The 22,236-nt window shown below is 71.9% G+C and carries 16 protein-coding genes and 1 pseudogene; 6 read left to right on the forward strand and 11 right to left on the reverse strand.

The genetic code is table 11. The annotated features are described in order from the left end of the window. Positions 1–8: 8 nt before the first annotated feature. Together ABT171_RS14480 and ABT171_RS14485 are read right to left on the reverse strand one after the other, a co-directional pair. The gene (locus ABT171_RS14480; RefSeq protein WP_351243396.1) at positions 9–878 is read right to left on the reverse strand and encodes an acyl-CoA thioesterase; all 870 of its coding nucleotides are present in this window, start codon (positions 876–878) and stop codon (positions 9–11) included. 40 nt (positions 879–918) lie between these two features. Continuing rightward, the gene (locus tag ABT171_RS14485) at positions 919–3,432 is read right to left on the reverse strand and encodes a DEAD/DEAH box helicase (RefSeq protein ID WP_351243398.1); all 2,514 of its coding nucleotides are present in this window, start codon (positions 3,430–3,432) and stop codon (positions 919–921) included. A 145-nt stretch (positions 3,433–3,577) separates the two neighbouring features. Between ABT171_RS14485 and ABT171_RS14490 the strand changes: the two genes are divergently transcribed. Further along, positions 3,578–4,372, forward strand: coding sequence for a metal-dependent hydrolase (locus tag ABT171_RS14490; protein WP_351243400.1), 795 nt, complete (start codon positions 3,578–3,580; stop codon positions 4,370–4,372). Between the two features lie 35 nt (positions 4,373–4,407). Here ABT171_RS14490 and ABT171_RS14495 read toward each other — a convergent pair whose 3' ends face one another. From ABT171_RS14495 to ABT171_RS14510, 4 genes are all read right to left on the reverse strand, one after another. After that, a complete protein-coding gene (locus tag ABT171_RS14495) occupies positions 4,408–4,671 on the reverse strand; it encodes a type B 50S ribosomal protein L31 (protein ID WP_351243402.1) in 264 nt (87 codons plus the stop codon). 18 nt (positions 4,672–4,689) lie between these two features. Next, positions 4,690–5,160, reverse strand: a complete 471-nt coding sequence (locus tag ABT171_RS14500; RefSeq protein WP_351243404.1) for a DUF5709 domain-containing protein — start codon at positions 5,158–5,160, stop codon at positions 4,690–4,692. Positions 5,161–5,917: 757 nt separating this feature from the next. Next, positions 5,918–7,699: an ABC transporter ATP-binding protein gene (locus tag ABT171_RS14505; RefSeq protein WP_351243406.1), complete on the reverse strand. Its 1,782-nt coding sequence runs from the start codon at positions 7,697–7,699 to the stop codon at positions 5,918–5,920. Next, positions 7,696–9,501, reverse strand: coding sequence for an ABC transporter transmembrane domain-containing protein (locus tag ABT171_RS14510; RefSeq protein WP_351243408.1), 1,806 nt, complete (start codon positions 9,499–9,501; stop codon positions 7,696–7,698). The genes ABT171_RS14505 and ABT171_RS14510 overlap by 4 nt, the downstream gene beginning before the upstream one ends. A gap of 146 nt (positions 9,502–9,647) precedes the next feature. Here ABT171_RS14510 and ABT171_RS14515 point away from each other — a divergent pair, with 146 nt between their 5' ends. Further along, positions 9,648–10,418, forward strand: coding sequence for a L,D-transpeptidase family protein (locus ABT171_RS14515; RefSeq protein ID WP_351243410.1), 771 nt, complete (start codon positions 9,648–9,650; stop codon positions 10,416–10,418). A 55-nt stretch (positions 10,419–10,473) separates the two neighbouring features. Here the strand turns inward: ABT171_RS14515 and ABT171_RS14520 are convergent, their stop codons facing one another. Continuing rightward, a complete protein-coding gene (locus tag ABT171_RS14520) occupies positions 10,474–12,492 on the reverse strand; it encodes an N-acetylmuramoyl-L-alanine amidase (RefSeq protein WP_503075171.1) in 2,019 nt (672 codons plus the stop codon). Positions 12,493–12,651: 159 nt separating this feature from the next. Next, complete coding sequence (locus ABT171_RS14525; protein WP_351243414.1) at positions 12,652–14,220, reverse strand: M1 family metallopeptidase; 1,569 nt, start codon at positions 14,218–14,220, stop codon at positions 12,652–12,654. A 151-nt stretch (positions 14,221–14,371) separates the two neighbouring features. Between ABT171_RS14525 and ABT171_RS14530 the strand changes: the two genes are divergently transcribed. Further along, the gene (locus ABT171_RS14530) at positions 14,372–15,982 is read left to right on the forward strand and encodes a peptide-N4-asparagine amidase (RefSeq protein WP_351243416.1); all 1,611 of its coding nucleotides are present in this window, start codon (positions 14,372–14,374) and stop codon (positions 15,980–15,982) included. A 202-nt stretch (positions 15,983–16,184) separates the two neighbouring features. Here ABT171_RS14530 and ABT171_RS14535 read toward each other — a convergent pair whose 3' ends face one another. Continuing rightward, complete coding sequence (locus ABT171_RS14535) at positions 16,185–16,634, reverse strand: MarR family winged helix-turn-helix transcriptional regulator (protein WP_351243418.1); 450 nt, start codon at positions 16,632–16,634, stop codon at positions 16,185–16,187. 114 nt (positions 16,635–16,748) lie between these two features. On the opposite strand from ABT171_RS14535, the gene ABT171_RS14540 reads away from it, so the two are divergent. Next, positions 16,749–18,557 (forward strand): ABC transporter ATP-binding protein, encoded by a 1,809-nt coding sequence (locus tag ABT171_RS14540; protein WP_351243420.1) that lies wholly within the window; start codon positions 16,749–16,751, stop codon positions 18,555–18,557. Between the two features lie 62 nt (positions 18,558–18,619). Further along, the gene (mltG, locus tag ABT171_RS14545; protein WP_351243422.1) at positions 18,620–19,519 is read left to right on the forward strand and encodes an endolytic transglycosylase MltG; all 900 of its coding nucleotides are present in this window, start codon (positions 18,620–18,622) and stop codon (positions 19,517–19,519) included. Positions 19,520–19,531: 12 nt separating this feature from the next. Here mltG and ABT171_RS14550 read toward each other — a convergent pair whose 3' ends face one another. After that, positions 19,532–20,620 (reverse strand): NAD(P)-binding domain-containing protein, encoded by a 1,089-nt coding sequence (locus tag ABT171_RS14550; RefSeq protein WP_351243424.1) that lies wholly within the window; start codon positions 20,618–20,620, stop codon positions 19,532–19,534. Between the two features lie 246 nt (positions 20,621–20,866). Next, positions 20,867–21,153: pseudogene (locus ABT171_RS41900) on the reverse strand (hypothetical protein); the annotation flags it as partial. A gap of 570 nt (positions 21,154–21,723) precedes the next feature. On the opposite strand from ABT171_RS41900, the gene ABT171_RS14560 reads away from it, so the two are divergent. After that, entirely contained in the window at positions 21,724–22,146 is a 423-nt protein-coding gene (locus tag ABT171_RS14560) for a secondary thiamine-phosphate synthase enzyme YjbQ (protein WP_351243426.1), read from the forward strand. The last annotated feature ends 90 nt before the right edge of the window (positions 22,147–22,236 follow it).

The raw sequence follows: 22,236 nt of genomic DNA on the forward strand, positions 1-22,236 counted from the left end.
CCTCCAGGTCAGCCCAGCTTGCGGAACAGCCCCTCCTGCACCACGGACACGATCAGTTGCCCTGAGAGGTTGTAGATGCGACCCCGGGCAAGCCCCCGGCCGCCCACCGCGATGGGCGACTCCTGGTCGTACAGGAACCACTCGTCCGCGCGGAACGGCCGGTGGAACCACATGGCGTGGTCCAGCGACGCCATGTCGAAGTTCCGCGGACCCCACAGCGGTTCGATCGGGATGCGGACCGCGTCCAGGAGGGTCATGTCACTGGCGTAGGTCAGCGCGCACGTGTGGACCAGCGGGTCGTCACCCAGCGGTCCGACCGCGCGCATCCACACGGCGCTGCGCGGCTCGGCCCCCTCGATGTCCTCGGCGTTCCAGCGCAGCCGGTCGACATAGCGGATGTCGAAGGGCTGCCGGCGCGCCATTCGCTCCAACCGTTCCGGCAGCGCGCCCAGATGCTCGCGGATCTCCTCGGTGACCGTGGGCAGCGACTCCGGGTCCGGCACCTCGCGGGCCGGCGGCAGCTGGTGCTCGAACGGTCCTTCCTCGGGCTTGTGGAAGGAGGCGGTCAGATTGAAGATCGTGCGGCCCTGCTGCACGGCCGTGACCCGGCGCGTGGTGAACGACCGGCCGTCGCGGACGCGCTCGACCTGGTACACGATCGGCACGCCCGGGCGGCCCGGGCGCAGGAAATACGCGTGCAGCGAGTGCACCGGGCGGTCGCCGTCCGTGGTGCGGCCGGCGGCGACCAGCGCCTGGCCCGCCACCTGGCCGCCGAAGACCCGCTGCAGCGACTCCTGCGGGCTTCGGCCACGGAAGATGTTGACCTCGATCTGCTCCAGGTCGAGCAGGTCGACCAGTCTCTCGGCCGGGTTTGTCATCGGTGGGATTCTCCTTGGCTCACAACTGTTCGGCAGCGGCTCAGAGTTGGCCCACGTCGGTGACGCGGACGACGGCACGGCCCTCGGCGTCCGAGGCCGCGAGGTCGATCTCCGCGCTGATGCCCCAGTCGTGGTCGCCGTTCGGGTCGTCGAAGATCTGACGGACGCGCCAGAGTCCGTTCTCCGGCTCCTCCTTGATGACCAGCAGCTTGGGGCCGCGGGCGTCGGGACCGGTGCCCAGGTCGTCGTACTCGTCCCAGTACTTGTCCATCGCCTCGCCCCAGGCGTCGGCGTCCCAGCCCGACTCGGCGTCCATCTCGCCCAGCTCCTCGACCTGGTCGAGGGCGGCCAGTTCCACGCGGCGGAACATCGCGTTGCGGACCAGGACCCGGAAGGCGCGTGCGTTGGCGGTGACCGGCTTGACCTCGTCGGCCTTCTCCTGGGCCTCTTCGGCGGTCATCTCCTCCGGGTTCGCGAGCTGCTCCCACTCGTCCAGCAGGCTGGAGTCCACCTGGCGCACCATCTCGCCGAGCCACTCGATGAGGTCCTGCAGGTCCTCGGACTTCAGGTCGTCCGGGATGGTGTGATCGAGAGTCTTGTAGGCGCTGGCCAGGTAGCGCAGGACGATGCCCTCGGTCCGGGCCAGCTCGTAGAAGGAGACCAACTCCGTGAAGGACATCGCCCGTTCGTACATGTCCCGGATGACGGACTTCGGCGACAGGGGGTGGTCGCCGACCCACGGGTGGCTCTTGCGGTAGGTGTTGTACGCGTGGAAGAGCAGCTCTTCCAGCGGCTTCGGGTAGGTGATGTCCTGGAGGCGCTCCATGCGCTCCTCGTACTCGACGCCGTCCGCCTTCATCGCGGCCACGGCCTCACCGCGCGCCTTGTTCTGCTGGGCGACGAGGATCTGCCGCGGATCGTCCAGGGTGGACTCGACGACGGACACCATGTCGAGGGCGTAGGACGGCGACTCGGGGTCGAGGAGTTCGAACGAGGCGAGTGCGAAGGTGGACAGCGGCTGGTTGAGCGCGAAGTCCTGCTGGAGGTCGACCGTGAGCCGGACGATCCGGCCCTCGGCGTCCGGCTTGTCGAGCTTCTCCACGATCCCGCCGTCGAGCAGCGAGCGGTAGATCGCGATCGCCCGGCGGATGTGCCTGAGCTGCTGCCTGCGCGGCTCGTGGTTGTCCTCCAGAAGGTGACGCATCGCCTCGAACGCGTTGCCCGGGCGGGCGATCACCGACAGCAGCATCGTGTGTGTCACCCGGAAGCGCGAGGTCAGCGGCTCCGGCTCCGACTCGATCAGCTTCTGGAAGGTGTTCTCCGTCCAGCCGACAAAGCCCTCCGGCGCCTTCTTGCGCACCACCTTGCGCCGCTTCTTCGGGTCGTCGCCCGCCTTCGCCAGCGCCTTCTCGTTCTCGATGACGTGCTCCGGTGCCTGCGCGACGACGAGCCCCGCCGTGTCGAAGCCGGCCCGGCCGGCCCGGCCGGCGATCTGGTGGAACTCACGGGCCCGCAGGGTGCGCACCCTGCTGCCGTCGTACTTGGTCAGCGCCGTGAACAGCACCGTGCGGATGGGCACGTTGACGCCCACACCGAGCGTGTCCGTGCCGCAGATGACCTTCAGCAGACCGGCCTGGGCGAGCTTCTCCACCAGACGCCGGTACTTGGGCAGCATGCCGGCGTGGTGCACACCGATGCCGTGCCGGACGTAACGGGAGAGGTTGCGGCCGAACTTGGTGGTGAAGCGGAAGTTGCCGATCAACTCCGCGATCTGGTCCTTCTCCTCACGCGAGCACATGTTGATGCTCATCAGCGCCTGCGCCCGCTCCACGGCCTGCGCCTGTGTGAAGTGCACGATGTACACCGGCGCCTGCTTGCTCTCCAGCAGGTCGGTGAGCGTCTCGGTGAGCGGCGTGAGCTGGTACTCGTAGGAGAGGGGCACCGGTCGGGTCGCCGAGCGGACCACCGCGGTGGGGCGGCCGGTGCGGCGGGTGAGGTCCTTCTCGAAGAAGGACACATCGCCCAAAGTGGCTGACATCAGGATGAACTGCGCCTGGGGCAGTTCCAGGATCGGGATCTGCCAGGCCCAGCCGCGGTCGCCCTCGGCGTAGAAGTGGAACTCGTCCATGACGACCTGGCCGACGTCCGCGTGCTTGCCGTCGCGCAGTGCGATCGAGGCCAGCACCTCGGCGGTGCAGCAGATCACGGGAGCGTCGGCGTTCACGGAGGCGTCGCCGGTGAGCATGCCGACGTTCTCGGTGCCGAAGAGCTTGCACAGCTCGAAGAACTTCTCCGACACCAGCGCCTTGATCGGGGCCGTGTAGAAGGTGACCTCGTCCCGGGCCAGGGCGGCGAAGTGCGCACCGGCGGCGATCATGCTCTTGCCGGAGCCGGTGGGCGTCGAGACGATCACGTTCGCCCCGGAGACCACCTCGATCAGCGCCTCCTCCTGATGCGGATAGAGGGTGAGGCCACGCTCCTGCGCCCACGACTCGAAGGCTTCGTACAGGGCGTCGGGGTCGGCGGTCGGCGGCAGCTGATCGATGAGGGTCACGCACCCATCTTGCCTGGCCTCGTCCCCGAGAAGGGAATCGGCTGCGGGCACGAAGATCACGACCGCTACGCTGTGACGCCGACGCAGGGTCGGCGCACCAGGTCAACTGGACAGCGACACACGAGGAACGGGGCGGGAAGCGGCCATGATGGGACCAGCACACTCACTGTCGGGGGCCGCGGCCTGGCTCGGCGTCGGAGCGGCCGCCGCCGCGGCCGGGCGCCCCATGCCCTGGCCGGTGCTCCTCGTCGGCGCTCTGATCTGCGCGGGCGCCGCGCTCGCCCCGGACCTCGACCACAAGGCGGCCACCATCTCGCGCGCCTTCGGGCCGATCTCGCGCTGGACCTGTGAGGTCGTGGACAAGCTGTCGTACGCCGTCTACAAGGCGACCAGGATGAAGGGCGACCCGCGTCGCTCGGGCGGCCACCGCACGTTGACGCACACCTGGGTGTGGGCGGTCCTGATCGGCGCCGGCTGCTCGGCGGCGGCGATCACAGGGGGCCGCTGGGCGGTGCTGGCGATCCTGTTCGTGCACATGGTGCTGGCGATCGAGGGCCTGTTGTGGCGGGCGGCGCGCGGCTCCAGCAGCGATGTCCTGGTCTGGCTGCTGGCCGGGACCAGCGCATGGATTCTCGCGGGCATCCTGGACAAGCCGGGCAACGGCTCCGACTGGCTCTTCACCGCGCCGGGGCAGGAGTACCTGTGGCTCGGACTGCCGATCGTGCTCGGCGCCCTGGTGCACGACATCGGGGACGCGCTGACGGTGTCGGGCTGCCCGATCCTGTGGCCGATCCCCTTGGGCCGCAAGCGCTGGTACCCCGTGGGACCGCCGAAGGCGATGCGGTTCCGCGCCGGAAGCTGGGTGGAGCTGAAGGTGCTGATGCCCGTGTTCATGCTGCTCGGCGGAGTGGGCTGCGCGGCGGCCCTCAACGTGATCTGAGGCACCCGTCACCTGCCCCGGGGCACCGCTCCGGATCAGGTCGCGTCGCCTGCGTCGGCCCCGCCGTACCGGCGCTCGAAACGGGCGATGCGGCCTTCGGTGTCGACGGTGCGGGCCCTGCCCGTGTAGAAGGGGTGGCTCTCCGAGGAGATCTCCACGTCGATCACCGGGTAGGTCCGGCCGTCGTCCCACTCGATGGTCTGCTCGCTCCGCGCGGTCGAGCGGGTCAGAAACGCGTAGCCGGCGGCGCGGTCACGAAAGACGACGGGGTGGTAGTCGGGGTGCTTGTCCTCCTGCATGGCGGCTCCTCGTGCGGGTCAGCCGGACAGGGAGTCCTCGTCGACGATGTGCATCGCGGCCTCCTCGGCGGAGGCGGCGGCGCCGTCGATGCCGACGTCGGTGGCGACGAGGGCTGCCTCCTCGTCCTCGTGCGCTCCCTCGTCCGGGGCCACCAGCCGGCCGGAGCGGAGGTGGCCGACCTCGTTGTCGAGGAGTTCCCCGTCGGTTCCCGTGCAGTCACCGAGGCCGTCGCCGTCGGGCGCGTCGAGGTCGGGCAGTTCCTCGGCGAGCCGCTGGTCGAGGGTCTCGCCCGCCTGGCGTTCGGCCGCCGTCACCCCGCGGTGCTCCACCGCCCAAGGGCGCTCCGGAGGGGACCAGCCGCGGTCGAGCGGGTCGTCCACGCCGTCGAAGTCCAGTGTGTCCTCGACGTCGAGCACCCCCGAGTCCTCCCGGATCTCCGAGGGATCGGGCTGGTAGACGTCGTCCCCCCAGCCGTCGGCGCTGTCCACGAGTACCTCCAGGTGGTGAGGACGGCCGTGTGCCACCGCGATGGGCGGCGGGCCGTCGGCACGCGCGGCACGGGTGTCACACGCCGCGGACCGGGTGGTTCCGGGGCGTTCCCCGAGCCTGTGCCGTTCTCCAGCCTTCCACCCCTGCTCGGGACCGCGCAACGGCACGGACGCCGGTCAGGGCGACCACTCATGCACCGGCACCGGGCAGACCCCAGCGCGCACCCGCCGCCCCCTCCTGGCCGCCCCGATCGCCGACGCACTCCACGAAACGCCGTCCCCGGCCGTCCGGGCGCCCTCCACCCCACACCGCCCCACCACAACCCGCGCATCTCAAGCGCTGGTGGAGTCCGGCGCGCGCCGTGTCGCCGTGACCCGAGTGCTGAAGCGTCGGCAGGGCCCGGCCGTTCGCCGGCCCGCTGCGGCGCGGACGTCCTGGCCTCGGCGGCTTCCACCGCGCGCCGCCTGCTGCGATCCGCCCACCTCAATCCTCGGCGGGTTCCGCCGCACGCCTTCCCCCGCAGGCGGCGCGTGTCGAGCGCTGGTGGAGTCCGGCGCGGCTCCGCGCATCTCAGGCACCGGCAGGTCCTGCCACATGCCCTCCCGCCCCGCCCCGACCGCCCCGTCCCGCGTTCCGGTCGTCGCGGCCCGGGCGCGCGGCGGTGCTGGGCCGGGCGCGGTCGGCGGCAGCGCCGTGGGGAGCGCGGGGCGAGGCGTTGCGGATGGGGGCCTCGCCGTCGTACCGGTCGGCGGTTCCTCACCCGTGCCAGGACTGCCACAGCGCGGCGTACGCGCCGCCCGCGGTGACCAGCTCGTCATGGCTGCCCAGCTCGCTGATGCGGCCGTTCTCCACTACGGCGATCACGTCGGCGTCATGCGCGGTGTGCAGGCGGTGGGCGATGGCGACCACGGTGCGGCCGTCCAGGACGCGGGCCAGGGAGCGTTCCAGATGCCGGGCCGCGCGCGGGTCGAGGAGCGAGGTCGCCTCGTCCAGCACCAGGGTGTGCGGATCGGCGAGCACCAGTCGGGCCAACGCGATCTGCTGGGCCTGGGCCGGGGTCAGCGCGAGTCCGCCGGAGCCGACCTCGGTGTCCAGGCCGTCGTCCAGCGCCCGCGCCCAGGGATCTGCGTCCACCGCGCCCAGGGCGGCCCACAGCTCGGCGTCCGTGGCACCGGTGCGGGCCAGCAGGAGGTTGTCGCGCAGGGAGCCCACGAAGACGTGGTGTTCCTGGTTGACGAGGGCGACGTGCGAGCGGACGCGTTCCGCCGGCATCCGGGAAAGCTCCGCGCCGCCCAGGGTGACCCGGCCGTTCCGCGGCGCGTAGATCCCGGCGAGCAGCCTGCCGAGGGTGGACTTGCCCGCGCCCGACGGGCCGACCAGGGCCAGCCGGGTGCCCGGGGCGACCTCCAGGGACACCTCGCGCAGCACGTCGACGCCCTCGCGGTAGCCGAAGTGCACCTGCTCGGCGTGCACGTCCCGCCCGTCCGGCGCCAGCGAGGCGTCCCCGGCGTCCGGCTCGATGTCCCGCACACCGACCAGGCGGGCCAGCGACACCTGGGCGACCTGCACCTCGTCGTACCAGCGCAGGATCAGGTTCACCGGGTCGACGAGCATCTGCGCGATCAGGGCGCCCGTGGTCAGCCGGCCCACCCCGATCCAGCCGTGCAGGACGAACACCCCGCCGACCATCAGGACCGAGCCCAGCACGATGACGTGCACGGCGTTGATGACCGGGAAGAGCACCGACCGCAGCCAGAGCGTGTACCGTTCCCAGGCCGTCCACTCCTTGATCCGCCGCTCCGACAGGGCGACGCGGCGGTCACCGAGCCGGTGCGCCTCGATGGTGTGGCCGGCGTCCACCGTCTCGGCGAGCGCGGCGGCGACCGCCGCGTATCCGGCGGCCTCGGAGCGGTAGCCGGAGGGTGCCCGCCTGAAGTACCAGCGGCACCCGGCCACCAGCACGGGCACGGCGAGCAGTACGGCGGCCGCCAGCGGCGGTGCCGTCACCACGAGCCCGCCGAGCAGCAGCAGGGCCCACACCACGCCGATGGCCAGCTGGGGCACGGCCTCGCGCATCGCGTTGGCCAGGCGGTCGATGTCGGTGGTGATGCGGGAGAGCAGGTCACCGGTGCCCGCCCGTTCCAGCACGCCCGGCGGCAGGCCGACCGACCGGACGAGGAAGTCCTCGCGCAGGTCGGCCAGCATCCGCTCACCGAGCATCGCGCCCCGCAGCCGTACCTGCCGTACGAACACGGCCTGGACGGCGAGCGCGAGCACGAACAGACCGGTGGTCAGGCCGAGATGAAGCTCCCGGGCCCCGTCGGACACCCGCTCGACCAGGCCGCCGAGCAGGTACGGCCCCACCATGGACGCGATCACGGCCACCGTGTTGACCGCGATGAGAAGCAGGAAGGCCCGGCGGTGCCGACGGAACAGCTCGGTGGTGTAGGCCCGTACGGTCGCCGCCGCACCGACGGGCAGGGTGGTGGCGGTCGTCGGGGCCGCCGGGTCGTACGCCGGTGGCGCAACGCCGATCATGCGCTCTCCTCGATCTCTTCCAGCTCCTGCCGCGCGCCCACCAGGGCGCCCTGGTCGGCCGAGGCCAGTTCGTCGTCCGTCTCCCGCGTGACCACGGCCCGGTACCGCGGCTCATCGAGGATCAGTTCGCGGTGCCCGCCGACCGCCACGACCTCGCCCTCGTGGACCAGGGCGACCCGGTCCGCGCGGTCGAGCACCAGCGGTGAGGAGGTGAACACCACGGTCGTGCGCCCCGAGCGCAGCCGGCGCAGCCCCTCCGCGATCCGCGCCTCGGTGTGCGAGTCGACCGCGGAGGTCGGCTCGTCCAGCACCAGCACCTCCGGGTCGGTGATCAGCGACCGGGCCAGCGCGAGCCGCTGGCGCTGGCCCCCGGACAGGGAGCGCCCGCGCTCGGTGATACGGGCGTCCATCGGGTCCGCGGCGCCCACCGATCCCTGGACGAGCGCGTCCAGGACGTCGCCGCACTGCGCCGCCTCCAGCGCGTCCGCGGCCCGTACGGTTCCGGAGGCGGGCACGCCGAGCAGTTCGCGCAGGGTGCCCGACAGCAGCACCGGATCCTTGTCCTGCACGAGGACGGCGGTACGGGCGCTGTCCAGGGGCAGTTCGTCCAGGGGCACCCCGCCGAGCAGCGCCGAGCGGCCCGGCTCGGCGGGATGGCCGCCCAGCCGCTCCGCGAGCCGGCCCGCCGCGTCCGGGTCGCCGCAGACCACGGCGGTGAGACGGCCGGCGGGAGCCAGCAGACCGGTGCCGGGGTCGTACAGGTCGCCACCCGGCACCTCCGCCTCGCGGGTGCCCTCGGTGGCGGTGGACCGCTCCAGCGACAGCACGCGGGCCGCCCGCTTGGCCGAAGGGCGCGAGAAGGAGTACGCCATGGCGATCTCCTCGAAGTGCCGCAGCGGGTAGTTGAGGACCATGACCGCGCTGTAGACGGTGACGAGTTCGCCGACGGTGATGCGGCCCTGGCGGGCCAGGTGGATGCCGTGCCAGACGACGGCGATCAGCAGCAGTCCGGGCAGCAGCACCTGGATCGCGGAGATCAGCGACCACATCCGGGCGCTGTGCACCGCGGCGTGCCGTACCTCCTGCGAGGCCCGGCGGTAGCGGTCGAGGAACAGCTCCTCGCCGCCGATGCCGCGGAGCACCCGCAGTCCGGCGACCGTGTCCGAGGCCAGCTCGGTGGCCCGGCCCGCCTTCTCGCGCTGGACGTCGGCGCGGCGCGTCGCGCGGGGCAGCAGCGGCAGCACCGCGAGGGCCACCACGGGCAGTCCGACGGCGACGACCACGCCCAGGGCGGGCTGGTAGACGAGGAGGCCCACACAGACCACGACGACCGTCAGGGCGGCCGCGGTGAACCGGGAGACGGCCTCGACGAACCAGCCGATCTTCTCGACGTCACCGGTGGAGACGGCCACCACCTCGCCGGCGGCCACCCGCCGGGTCAGGGCGGAGCCCAGTCGGGCGGCCTTGCGGGCCAGCAGTTGCTGGACGCGCGCGGCGGCCGTGATCCAGTTGGTGACGGCGGTCCGGTGCAGGAAGGTGTCGCCGAGGGCGATGCCCGTGCCGCACAGCAGCATCAGACCACCCGTCAGGGCCAGCCGGGTGCCGGAGCGGTCGACGACGGCCTGGACGGCGAGGCCGACGCAGAAGGGCAGGGCCGAGACGGAGACGAAGTGCAACAGGCCCCAGGCGAGCGACTTCAGCTGTCCGCCCAGCTGGTTCCGCCACAGCCACCAGAGGAATCGCGGGCCCGAACGTGCGTCGGGGACGCCCGGATCGGAATACGGAAGGTCTTGAATCTGCATGACGTCCCAGTTGCTCGTGTCAGGGGAGGGGGGAGCGGAGATGAGCGCTGACAAGCCGTGACAGGTTCGCGTCGCAGAGTGGTGAATTTCAAACGGTTTTCCTGGACCGCCACCTGAATCCACCGAGTTCAGGCCACCATGGCCCGGTGCACATCGAGATCGACAGCGTGCGGTGGCGTGGGACGGTTGCCGTGGCGGCCCTGGGAGCGCTCTTCGCAACCCTCACCGCGTGCGGCGGCCCCGCATCCGGCCTCGCCCGCACCGGCGGAGCGCCGGCGCCCGACGGCCGGACGGCGCAGAGCCCCACCGCGCACTCGGCCCCCACGACCGACCCGACCCGTATCCCAGGCGTCGGCACCCGCCTCCTCCGGCGTATCCCGGCCCACTCCCGCCAGGTCGTGGCCGTCTACGGCGAGGGCGCGAACTCCGCCGAGTCCAGGCTGGTGCTGTACACCCGGCGTGGTGCCGAGTGGCACCCGACGGGCAGTTGGCCCGCCCACAACGGGCGGCACGGCTGGACCACCGACCACCACGAGGGGGACCGGCGCAGCCCGGTCGGTGTCTTCACCCTCTCCGCCGCGGGCGGTGTGCTCCCCGACCCGGGCGCCCGACTGCCGTACGACCACGATGTGAGCGCCTATACGCCTCCGGCCGACTGGGACGAGGCGCACCAGCACGACTTCGACTACGTCATCGCCATCGACTACAACCGCTTCCCGGGCACCCCGCCGCGCGACGCCGGCCGCCCCTGGGGCACGGACAAGGGCGGCGGCATCTGGTTGCACATGGACCACGGCAGCGGCACCTCGGCCTGCGTCAGCGTCTCCAGGCGGGCCATGGAGTTCCTGCTGCGCACGCTCGACCCGGCGCGCGATCCGGTCGTGGTGATGGGTGACCGGGCGGAACTGGCCGCCTAGGGTCTGTCGTCACATTCCCGTCGTTGCCCGCAGACGGGAATGTGACGACAGGCCCCTAGCGCCCGGCCGGACCGTCCGTGGGTGCCGGCGGCGGTCCTGCCGCGGCCGGGGCGTTCTCGATGATGTCCACGTCGCTCGCGCGGACGTAGGCGAGCCGGTGGCCGAACTGGATCTCGTAGTACCCCTCGCGGCCCGTCACCACCGGGTCGGGCGTGTCGACGATGGACGACCGGGGGACGTACGAACTGCGGACGAGGGCCTGTGTCACATACCGCTGTCCCGCCCGGAGCCGGTAGGGCAGCGGCGCATCGGGCTCCTCCTCCACGCCCTCGGGGTAGGCGTCCGCCTCCGGGAGGGCACGTCCGTACACCGGGATCTCGTCCAGGCCTTCCTTCGGCGTGACCATCCGGCCGCTCGCACCGACGGCCGTCGGGTGTTTCGCCGGGTTCCTGAACCAGGCCCTGTGGCCCTGGAACCAGATCGCCGTCCAGTCGCCGCTGCGGTCGGCGACGGCGAAGGTCTGGCCGGCGGAGACGCGTGAGCCCAGGTCGTTGACGTCCTCCGTGGACGGGTCGCCGTCCGGCTTGCGGCCGGGGTCCTGGATCAGCGGGGCGTTGTCGTCCGGTCGCGTGTGGAGGCGCACGGCGTTGGAGCCGTGCGGCGCACACGCCTGGCCGTCGCCTTTGCACCCGGTGAACCGTGGCCTGTGGGTGGCGTAGTCCGGCAGGATCATCACCATGTCGCTGTCCGGGCCGGCCGAGGCCCGCAGCGGTGCGCCGAGCAGGTCGAAGTAGTGCCGCCAGTCCCAGAAGGGACCGGGGTCGTCGTGCATGTCGGGGATGGAGTCGGCGGTCGGCGCGGGCACGTTGTCGTGGCCGATGATGTGCTGCCGGTCGAGCGGAACCCGGTACTTCTTCGCCAGGTAGCGCACCAGGCGCGCCGAGGCCCGGTACATCGGTTCCGTGTACCACTTGCCGGGCTGGGTGAGGAAGCCCTCGTGCTCGACGCCGATCGAGCGGGCGTTGACGAACTGGTTGCCGGAGTGCCAGGCCTCGTCCTTGGTCCGCACGTGCTGGGTGATGTGGCCGTCGCTGGAGCGGATCGAGTAGTGCCAGGACGCCTCCGTGGGGTCCTGCACCGTCTTGAACATGTTCGGCAGATACGCCTCGGTGTCGTGGATGACGATGTAGTTGATCTCCTGGTCGACGGGCCGGTTGCCGAGGTCGTGGTTGCCGTAGTCGCCGTCCTCGTCGATCTCCTCGTACGGCGCGCTGAGCCAGTCGCAGGACAGCTCGGCGGGGCACTCGACCTGCTTGGGCCGCGGCGGCGTCTGTGCCCGTGTGACGTGAGGGCGTACGCCGGGGTGGGCGGGGAGGGTGACGTTCTGTCCTTCGGCGGTGATGCGGTGCGCCCCCTTGCGGATCACGTCGAAGACGTCGTTCGCGTAGGTGGTGGCCGCCGTGATGTCACGGGTGCCCGGGTAGTGCTGCACCGCCTCCCACCAGTCCGCCGGGTTGTCGCTGAGGGGCTTGCCGAGCTGGCGTTGTGTGGCGGCCAGGAGCGCCGCGCCGCCGCGGATGTTGGCGGTGGGGTCCGTCCGCAGGCGTTCGCTCGGGACGTCGATCAGGCGTGCCGCGCGGTCCAGGTCCGCCGGCTGGACGGTGTGGCCGGGCGAAGGGGTGGCCTCGGGTGCGGCAGCGATCCCGCCCGCCCCCGCGGGCGACCGGGTGCCGGCGCCGTGCTGTGCCGAGGGGCCCGCCGCCGCTGACGGGGCCTCGGTTCGGCCGGGGTCCACCAGGTGCATCGGCCCGTAGCCGCCCGCGACGCTGGGGGTCCCCGGATGGGTGTCCCAGCGCGTCTGCATGTAGGACACGCTCATGAGCACACTGCGTGGCACGTGGAACTCGTGGGCGGCCGCCGCGAAGGTGTTCTGCAGCTGCTGGTCCGGTGTGTCGTCGTCGGCCAGTGGGATGAGCAGCAGCGGCACCAGCACCGCCGCCGACGCGATCACGCAGGCCGTCCGGCGGCACTCGCGGAGGGAGTTGGGAACACGTGGGGCGGCCGGTCTTCTCATTGCACGGTTCTCCAGACATGTCGTCACCACCAGAACACAGGGATTTGTCCTGGACGCCACCCCTGGTACGTTTCCGTGCCTTTCGCGCCGTGTCGCGCCAAGCGTCACCGGGGTGGCCGAGCGGCCGGGCCGGGGCCACTCGGTCGGCGGCGTGCCGGCTCAGTCCTCGACCGGGTCCACCTGCCAGTCGGGGTGGCCCGGCATCGGCGGGGTGTGCGGGCCGTACAGCCACGGGGTCAGGAACGGGCGCAGGTCCTCGCCCGCGACGCGGGACGCGAGGGCGATGAAGTCCCGGGTGCCGGCCGCCCGGCCCTGATACGCCGTCACCCAGGAGCGCTCGATCCGGCCGAAGGTCTCCGCGCCGACCTTCTCCCGCAGCGCGTACAGCACCAGTGCCGAGCCGTCGTAGCGCATCACCTTGAACAGCGTGGACTCCGTGGGCTCGGCGGGTGCCCCTTCGTCGTGCCGCCACTGGTCGTGCTGTTCGTAGGCCGCCCGCATCGCGTCCTCCAGGCCGACGCCGCCGTGCTCGGCGGAGTACAGACGTTCGTAGAAACGTGCGTGGCCCTCGCTCAGCCACAGGTCGGACCAGCGCCGGATGGCGACGCTGTCACCCGTCCAGTGGTGGGTGAGCTCGTGGACGAGGTTGCGTTCGGCGTCGACCCGGTCGCCCAGCAGGTCGTCCTTCGGTACGACGGACAGCGACTGCGTCTCCAGGGCCACCGGAAGGTCGGTGTCGCCGACCAGCACGCCGTAGCGGCGGAACGGGTACGGGCCGAGGCGCTGTTCCAGCCATGCGAGATGCCCCGGGGTGAGCGAGCGGAAGTCCTCCGTGTCGCCCACCAGCCCGTCCGGGACCACGTCCCGGACGGGCAGTCCGCGCGGGCCGGTGCGGTCGGCGAACGTGAACCTCCCGATCGCCAGCTGGACCAGCTGCGCCGCGATCGGCTGCTCGGAGTCGTAGGTCCACCTGACGCGTCCGCCGGGTCGCCGGACGGTGCCGACGAGGCGGCCGTTGGCCGCCGCGCTGATACCGGGCGGGGTGGTGATGTGGAAGGTGACGGGCGCGCGCAGGCTCGGGTGGTCGTTCGCCGGGAAGATCAGTTTCGCGCCGTCCGGCTGCGCGCAGACCAAGGTGCCGTCGGCGGTGGGCACCCAGCCGTAGTCCTGGATCGCGTCGGCGCGGTGCCGGTTCTGCGTCGGGTCGGCGGTGTAGGTGACGCGGACGGTGAACGTGCTGCCGAGAGCGATGGGGCGCGCCGGGGTGACGACGAGTTCGTCACCGTCGCGCACCGCGGCGGCCGGTGTGCCGTCGACCGTCACCTGGTGCAGGGTGTTGCCGGCGAAGTCGAGGTCGAAGCGGGACAGGGGCTGCGTGGCGGTGGCGCTGACGGTGGCGTCGGCGGCGAACGGCGTCCGGGGCGCCCGCCAGTCGAAGTCGAGCGTGTAGTGGCGGACGGTGTAGCCACCGTTGCCGGCGAGCGGCATGAGCGGGTCGCCGATGCCCGGCGCGCCGGGGGAGGGCGCCGGGCCCGAGGAGGCGGCCGGGCCGGGGGCGGGCGGGCCGGGGGCGCCGGATGTGAGCGGGCCGGCGGCCACCCCGGCGCCGGCGACGGCACCGGCGAGGGCCAGGGTCAGGGCGGCGCGAGGGGTGCGCAGGGCGGGGCGGGGGCGCCGGGACTCCCGGCGCGGGGACCCCGCTGGGCGGCCCGCGGGCATGATCTCCATGACCGCACTATGTCAGCGAGGTGTGCTTATAGCACCAAATGTTCCGCTGTGCGGTCGGCCGGTATGCGCTGCCGCTGGACCGGCTCGCGCGGCGACTGTCGTCCGGTCTCCTCATTGCGGTCGGTGGTCAACTCCCCGTAGAACACGGGCCATGAGTAGACGGATAGTCATGTCCATGCTCGCCGGGGCGACCCTCCTGGCGAGCGCGTTCTTCGGCACCGGCGCCGCTGCCGCGCAGGCGGCAGACGTTCCGCCCGAGTTCGGCACCGACTGGCACGACCCGGTCACCGCGGCGCCGCCCGTCGACCGGCCGCACACCCCGTCCTGCCAGGTGACGCTCGCGGACACCCAGTTCCGTGACTTCACGCCCTACCGAGGCACGTACACCCCGCCCCAGGGCTGCGGCGACCGCTGGAGCAGGGTCGTCCTGCGGCTCGACGGCAAGGTGAAGGGCCGTCAGTACGACCGCCTCGGCTATCTGCACGTCGGCGGGGTCGAGATCCTGCGTACCTCCACCCCGGAGCCCTCGCCCGACGGCATCGCATGGCACGTCGAGAAGGACGTCACCCGCTACAGCGACACCTTCCGCGGCGCGCAGGACGTCGAGATGCTCATCGGCAACGTCGTGGACGACACCTACACCGGCGTCATCGATGTGCACGTCACCCTGACCTTCTACGCGGGCCGTCCCGCGGAGCGGACCCCCGACCGCGTGCTCACCCTGGCCGACACGCCCGACGGCACGACCCTCACCACGCCGCGCAACAGCGAGCGGATCGTCGCCGAGGTGTACGCGACCGGTTCGGGCGGCGGCTGCGAGGAGTTCTGGTACCTGACGGTGGCCGACCCGGCGTCGTACTCCTGCAAGGCCGATCACGGCCCCTACCGCGAGGTCCAGATCAAGGTCGACGGCCGGCTCGCCGGTATCGCCGCGCCGTTCCCGAACGTCTGGACCGGCGGCTGGTCCGACCCGTTCCTCTGGTACGTCCTCCCGGCGCCGGGAGCCTTCGACGTCCGTCCGGTCACCTACGACCTCACGCCCTTCGCGGGCCTGCTCGACGACGGCCGTCCGCACCGCGTCGAGGTATCCGTGGCCGGCGTGCCCGCGGGTCAGCCGGGCTGGAGCACGCCGGTGAACGTCCTGGTCTGGCAGGACGCGCACCGCGACCACGTCACCGGCGCGCTGACCGCGGACCGGGCGACGGACATGGCCAACTCCTCCGTCTACACGCCCGGTCCGGAGAACCGCGTGACCACCGACGCCGGACACCGGCTCACCGTCTCGGGATACCTCGACACCTCGCACGGCCGCGTGACCACCACCGTCACCCGGACGCTCGCCAACACCTCCGTCCACCACTGGACCGACGGCGAGAACACGGACGGCCTGGACGCCACCTGGTCCGACGTGCAGACGGTCACCGTCGGCGGGCACGGGCCCGCGCGGACGACGCACACGCGTCGGACGTACAGCCTGAACGGCGCCACCACCATCGGCACGGACGACCGGCTGCGCACCGTGCTGACGCTCGGCGACCGCGCGACGGCCGTGGCACTGCGGGACGGCCGGCGCACCGCGTGGTCGCGGCTCGACGACACCTACAGCGGTGACGCGGCGTACACCATGAACGTCCCGCGCGACCAGCGGCACGCGGTCGGCACGTCCAGCGAGCGCTACCGGCTGTACGGCTCCGACGGCTGCTACGACCATGAGCTGGCCACGGCTCAAGGGCTGCTGACGGAGGACCGCGACCGCTGCTGAGCACGGAGCGCCGAGGGCGGCCCGAAGGTGTTGATCAGGCGAGCGCCTTGACCGGGCGAGTGCCTGACCAGGTGCGTGCCTTGAACAGGTGCGTGCCTTGATCAGGTGCGTGCCTTGATCAGGTGAGAGGGACCGCCGCCGCGCGGCTGGAAAGCCGTGGCCGAGCCGACGCCGGCCACGGCTTTCCGCGGTGCGCCGCGGGTCAGCAGCGTGTGCCGCCGTCGCCGTCGATCAGCGAGTCCAGCAGGACACCGAGCACCTGGCGTTCCTTCTCCGTCAGCGGAGCGAGGATCTCCTCGGCCGCCGTACGACGCGCGCCGCGCAGCTCGCGCAGGGTCGTGCGCCCCTCGTCCGTCAGCTCGATCCGCGTCACCCGCCGGTTCGCCGGATCCGGCGCCCGCCGTACCTTCCCGCTCGCCTCCAGGCCGTCGACCAGCGTCGTCACCGCACGCGGCACCACCTCCAGGCGCTCGGCCAGGTCGGCCATGCGCGGGGGTGACGCGTAGTGCGCGAGGGTGCGCAGCAGCCGGGACTGGGCCGGGGTGATGCCCAGGTCGTGCCGTTCCAGATGGCGTTTCTGGATGCGGTGCACCCGGCGGGTCAGCCGCAGCAACTGCTCGGCGAGCAGGCCGTCGGGGTCGGGGGTGGTCATGCGGGAACAATATCAGGATGCCGTTCATTGTGAGTATAGGTAACAATGAGCTACGATCCGTTCGTCATCGTCGGCCGATCCCTGACCGGCGCCCGTTCACCTCCGTAGGAGCCCATGCACCCCGACCGTGAAACGTCCTGGACCCCGCCTGCCGACGCCAGGGAACAGCCCCGGCAGATGCGTCGCATCCTGAAGCTCTTCCGTCCCTACCGCGGCCGGCTGGCGGTCGTCGGCCTGCTGGTCGGCGCCGCCTCCCTGGTCTCGGTGGCCACGCCGTTCCTGCTCAAGGAGACCCTGGACGTCGCGATCCCCCAGGGCCGCACCGGCCTGCTCAGCCTGCTCGTGCTCGGCATGATCCTCAGCGCGGTCCTCTCCAGCATCTTCGGTGTGCTGCAGACGCTGATCTCGACCACCGTCGGCCAGCGCGTCATGCACGACCTGCGCACCGCCGTCTACGGCCGCCTGCAGCGCATGTCCCTCGCCTTCTTCACCCGCACCCGCACCGGCGAGGTGCAGTCCCGGATCGCCAACGACATCGGCGGCATGCAGGCCACCGTCACCTCCACCGCCACCTCCCTCGTCTCCAACGCCACCAGCGTCGTCGCCACGATCGTCGCGATGGTCGCCCTCGACTGGCGGCTCACGATCGTCTCGCTGCTCCTGCTGCCGGTGTTCGTGTGGATAAGCCGCCGTGTCGGCAGCGAACGCAAGAAGATCACCACGCAGCGGCAGAAGCAGATGGCCGCGATGGCGGCCACCGTCACGGAGTCGCTCTCGGTCAGCGGCATCCTCCTCGGCCGCACGATGGGCCGCTCCGACTCGCTGGCCGAGTCCTTCGCCGAGGAGTCCGAGCGCCTGGTCGACCTTGAGGTGCGGTCGAACATGGCCGGCCGCTGGCGCATGGCCGTGATCACGATCGTCATGGCCGCGATGCCCGCCGTCATCTACTGGACCGCCGGTCTCGCCCTCCAGTTCGGCGGCCCGAAGGTCTCGCTGGGCACCATCGTCGCCTTCGTCTCGCTCCAGCAGGGGCTGTTCCGCCCGGCCGTGAGCCTGCTCGCGACCGGCGTCCAGATCCAGACCTCCCTGGCCCTCTTCCAGCGCATCTTCGAGTACCTGGACCTGCCCGTCGACATCACCGAGCGAGAGCGGCCCGTCCGTCTCGACCAGGTCAAGGGCGAAGTCCGCTTCGAAGGCGTCGAGTTCCGCTACGACAACGACGACCGGTCCCGCCCCGTCCTCGACGGCATCGACGTCACCGTGCCCGCGGGCGGCAGCCTCGCCGTCGTCGGCCCGACCGGGGCGGGCAAGTCCACGCTCGGCTATCTGGTGCCCCGCCTCTACGACGTCACGGGCGGCCGTGTCACTCTGGACGGTGTCGACGTCCGGGACCTCGACTTCGACACCCTCGCCCGCGCGGTCGGTGTCGTCTCGCAGGAGACCTACCTCTTCCACGCCTCGGTCGCCGACAACCTCCGTTTCGCCAAGCCGGACGCCACCGACGAGGAACTGCGGGCGGCGGCGGGGGCGGCGCAGATCCACGACCACATAGCCGCGCTGCCCGACGGCTACGACACGATCGTCGGGGAACGCGGCCACCGCTTCTCCGGCGGTGAGAAGCAGCGCCTCGCGATAGCCCGCACCATCCTGCGCGATCCGCCGGTCCTCATCCTCGACGAGGCGACCAGCGCGCTCGACACCCGTACGGAGGCCGCCGTCCAGGAGGCGATAGACGCCCTGTCGGCCGACCGGACGACGATCACCATCGCCCACCGCCTGTCCACGATCCGCGGCGCCGACCAGATCGTGGTCCTCGACTCCGGGCGCGTCGCCGAAGTGGGCAGTCACGAGGAGCTGCTGGAGCTGGACGGGAGGTACGCCGCGCTGGTGCGCCGGGACGCCCAACTCGAACCGACGAGCTGACGCTGTGACCGACAACTGCATATGTACCGGATTTAGGGCGATATGCGTATTACCGTGCCCGCATGCAGACGAAGATTCCGCCACGGGGCACGATGCGACTGACACGCCGGGGCAGGCTCGCCCTCCTCGCGGCCGGCGCCGTCGTGGTCGGCGCCGCCGTGGCGGTGCCGCTGCTGACGCTGGACAGCCGCCCGGGGGAGCCGCCACCGCCCACCGCGCTCGTCGTCCCGGAGGGCTGGCGCGCGAGTCAGGTGTACGACGCGATCGACAGGGCCCTCAAGCTGCCCCCGGGCAGCACACGCAAGTCCATCGGGAAGGCCGGACTGCAACTGCCCGGCGAGGCCCAGGGCAACCCGGAGGGCTATCTCTTCCCGGCGACGTATCGCATCGAGAAGGGAACGACGCCCGAGTCGTTGCTGCGCTCCATGGTCGACACGGCCAACAGCGAGTTCAACGCGGCGCCGGTCGCGGCCGGGGCGCAGCGCAACGCGATGAACGTCTACCAGGCCGTCACCATCGCCAGCATCGTCCAGGCCGAGGCCGCGACGCAGGCGGACATGGGGAAGGTCGCCCGGGTCGTCCTCAACCGGCTGGAACGCGGGATGCCGCTGCAGATGGACTCGACGATCAACTACGCGATGAACCGCAGCACCGTCCGCACCAGCCAGGACGACACCCGCATCGAGAGCCCGTACAACTCCTACCAGCGCATGGGTCTGCCGCCCACACCGATCGACAACCCGGGTGAGGAGGCGATGCGCGCCGCGCTCAATCCGACACCGGGCGACTGGCTGTACTTCGTCACGGTCAGGCCGGGAGACACCCGCTTCACCTCCGACTACTCGACGCACCTGCGCAACGTGGCGGAATTCAACGCCGTGCACCAGGCGGCCGGGCAGGGGCAGAGCCCCGGTCAGAGCCCCGGCGGGTTCGGGGGCTCCCCGCAGCCTTCGGTCAGCTGAGCCGCCGGACGGTCACGCGGCGACCGACCGTTCCTCCTGTTCCTCCGCCAGCAGCCGCCTGATGTCCCGGACGGCCGCGCGCCCCGCGCGGTTGGCGCCGATGGTGCTGGCCGAGGGGCCGTAGCCGACGAGGTGGACACGTGCATCGGCGACCGCCCGGGTGCCCACGACCCGGATCCCGCCGCCCGGCTCGCGCAGCCGCAGCGGACGGAGATGGTCCAGCGCGGCTCGGAACCCGGTCGCCCAGAGGATCACATCCGCGTCGACGCTCCGTCCGTCGTTCCACGCCACGCCGTCCGGGGTGATCCGGTCGAACATCGGCTGCCGGTCCAGGACCCCGTCGGCGAGCCCCTGCCGAACGGCGTCGTTGAGAGGCAGCCCGGTGACCGAGACCACGCTGCGCGGTGGCAGGCCCTGGCGAACCCGTTCCTCCACCAGCGCGACGGCCGCCCGGCCCGCCTCCTGGTCGAAGGGCCCCTCGCGGAACACCGGAGGCCGCCGGGTGACCCAGGTGGTCGCGGCCGCGTACGGGGCCAGCTCCAGCAGGTGCTGGGTGCCCGAGGCGCCTCCCCCGACGACCACGACCCGCTGTCCGGCGAATTCCTCGGGCCCGGCGTACTGCGCGGTGTGCAACTGCCGCCCGCGGAAGGTCTCCTGACCGGCATAGCGCGGCCAGAACGGCCGGTCCCAGGTGCCGGTGGCGTTGATCAGGGCCCGCGTCGACCAACTGCCGTCCGAGGTCTCCACGAGCAGCCGCCCGCCCTCTCCCTCGCGCACGGCCCGTACGTCGACGGGCCGTCGCACGCGCAGGGCGAAGGTGCGCTCGTACCGGTCGAAGTACGCTCCGATCACCTCTGCCGAGGGCCGCGCGGGGTCGGCGTCCGTCAGCTCCATGCCGGGCAGGGCGTGCATCCCGTGCACCTTGCCGTAGGTCAGCGAGGGCCAGCGGAACTGCCAGGCGCCGCCCGGTGCGGGGGAGTGGTCGAGGACCACGAAGTCGCGCTCCGGCTCGTAGCCGGTGCGCCGCAGGTGGTAGGCGCTGGACAGCCCGGCCTGACCGGCGCCGATGACGACGACCTCGACCTCACGCGATTCGTTCACGCTTCTACTAACCGGGAACCTGGCGCGGATCTTCCCGGACACCGGGGACGGGCGTCCCGGCATCCGGCCTGCCGGCCTTCTCCACAGCCCCTAAGCCCCCCATCCCTCAGCCCTCAGCCCTTGATCGGGCTTGTCGACGGCGACCGCGACACGGGTGGAGTTGGTCCGCTCACGGAGGCCAGAGCCACGTCGTACGGCAGCCGGGTGCCCTCGGCCCACGCCTCGGCCCCATCCTGTGCATGGTGCGGCTTCGGCGGCGGTGCCGACGCCGAGCCGTTCCCGCAGGCCGGCGCGGAGCCCGGAGCGGGGGTGGGTGATCTCAACCCGGCCGCCGTCCCTCACCAGGACACGGCCGGCGAGCAGCACGGCCTCCGCCACGTCGTAGGTGACGAGCGGTACCGCGCAGCCACGGCGCGCTGCCACACCTTCCCGCCCAGGCGCAGTGCCTTGATCCCGGTGAGTGCGTCGAGGGCGCCCGGCGACACCTCCCGCGCCCGTTCAGGGCAGGGGGGAGGTTCGTCGAGCACCAGCAGAGCCAAGGCGCCTGGAAGGCGACGGCCCTGCGGCGCGGGACCAGCGCGGTGCGACGTCCCCGTGGCCGACGGCAGGGAACCGTCGCTCACCAGGGCCCGGCCGACCTGTGCGATCCGGCCCGGCGGGGGAGCGCATCGGCCGTCAGTTCAGGGGCAGCGCTGAGGAGTTGCCACAGGACGGGCAGCAGGACCGGGACCGCGGTACGGCGCAGCCGGCGGGGGACGTGGAGGTTGGGGGAGGAGGCGGGGGCGACGGGCTGGAGGTCAACGGGGAGCGGGTCGGAACGCCCCTGACCCGGATCCTCCGACGTGGGTGGCGAAGCCGGGAAGCAGCGGAGAACGGGAAGCAGCGGAGAAACGGGAAAGCGCGTCAGCGGCCACGACGACACCCGCGGAGGCCACCCGCAGCAGGTCGATGCGACCGCGCGGGGAGGGCCGTACGCGACGAGCCGCCGAGCGCCGGCCGGACGGCCGCTCCATGGTCCCTGGTGTCCCGCCCCCATGGACGCTCGTCTCGGCAATGGCCCGCGCCGCAGAGGGGGAACCCGGCGGATGGGTCAGGATGGAGGCATGTCAGATGCCTTCACCACCCGAATGCTGAACGTCTCCACCGGCTCCCGGGAACGCGTCGTCGACCTCACCTCCCACTGCGAGGACTTCCTGCGGGAGGCGGCGGCCGGCCGCGACGGCCTGCTCAACATCTTCGTCCCGCACGCCACCGCCGGAATCGCCGTCATCGAGACCGGCGCCGGGAGCGACGACGACCTCCTCGCCGCCCTGCACACCCTGCTCCCCGCCGACGACCGCTGGCAGCACCGTCACGGCAGCCCCGGCCACGGCCGCGACCACGTCCTCCCGGCCATCGTCCCGCCGCACGCGACCCTCCCGGTCATCGCCGGCCGCCTGGAACTGGGCACCTGGCAGTCGGTGTGCTTGGTGGACACCAACAAGGACAATCCCAACCGTCAGGTGCGGCTGAGTTTCCTGGGTTAGGCATGTGCTTCGGTGGACTGTATGGGTGAGGTCCGGCCCCGCCCAATGACCGTGGCAGGAGTCGGGCGGTGGGAACGGGAAGGCACCGTC

Source organism: Streptomyces sp. NPDC001851 (assembly GCF_040297165.1).
Taxonomy (GTDB): domain Bacteria; phylum Actinomycetota; class Actinomycetes; order Streptomycetales; family Streptomycetaceae; genus Streptomyces.

Excerpts from the sequence above, each read along its gene's own strand:
- ABT171_RS14480 (WP_351243396.1), bottom strand. The coding sequence starts at position 878 with ATGACAAACCCGGCCGAGAGACTGGTCGACCTGCTCGACCTGGAGCAG.
- ABT171_RS14490 (WP_351243400.1), top strand. The coding sequence starts at position 3,578 with ATGATGGGACCAGCACACTCACTGTCGGGGGCCGCGGCCTGGCTCGGC.
- ABT171_RS14495 (WP_351243402.1), bottom strand. The coding sequence starts at position 4,671 with ATGCAGGAGGACAAGCACCCCGACTACCACCCCGTCGTCTTTCGTGAC.
- ABT171_RS14505 (WP_351243406.1), bottom strand. The coding sequence starts at position 7,699 with ATGATCGGCGTTGCGCCACCGGCGTACGACCCGGCGGCCCCGACGACC.
- ABT171_RS14510 (WP_351243408.1), bottom strand. The coding sequence starts at position 9,501 with ATGCAGATTCAAGACCTTCCGTATTCCGATCCGGGCGTCCCCGACGCA.
- ABT171_RS14520 (WP_503075171.1), bottom strand. The coding sequence starts at position 12,492 with ATGAGAAGACCGGCCGCCCCACGTGTTCCCAACTCCCTCCGCGAGTGC.
- ABT171_RS14525 (WP_351243414.1), bottom strand. The coding sequence starts at position 14,220 with ATGGAGATCATGCCCGCGGGCCGCCCAGCGGGGTCCCCGCGCCGGGAG.
- ABT171_RS14530 (WP_351243416.1), top strand. The coding sequence starts at position 14,372 with ATGAGTAGACGGATAGTCATGTCCATGCTCGCCGGGGCGACCCTCCTG.
- ABT171_RS14535 (WP_351243418.1), bottom strand. The coding sequence starts at position 16,634 with ATGACCACCCCCGACCCCGACGGCCTGCTCGCCGAGCAGTTGCTGCGG.
- ABT171_RS14540 (WP_351243420.1), top strand. The coding sequence starts at position 16,749 with ATGCACCCCGACCGTGAAACGTCCTGGACCCCGCCTGCCGACGCCAGG.
- mltG (WP_351243422.1), top strand. The coding sequence starts at position 18,620 with ATGCAGACGAAGATTCCGCCACGGGGCACGATGCGACTGACACGCCGG.
- ABT171_RS14560 (WP_351243426.1), top strand. The coding sequence starts at position 21,724 with ATGTCAGATGCCTTCACCACCCGAATGCTGAACGTCTCCACCGGCTCC.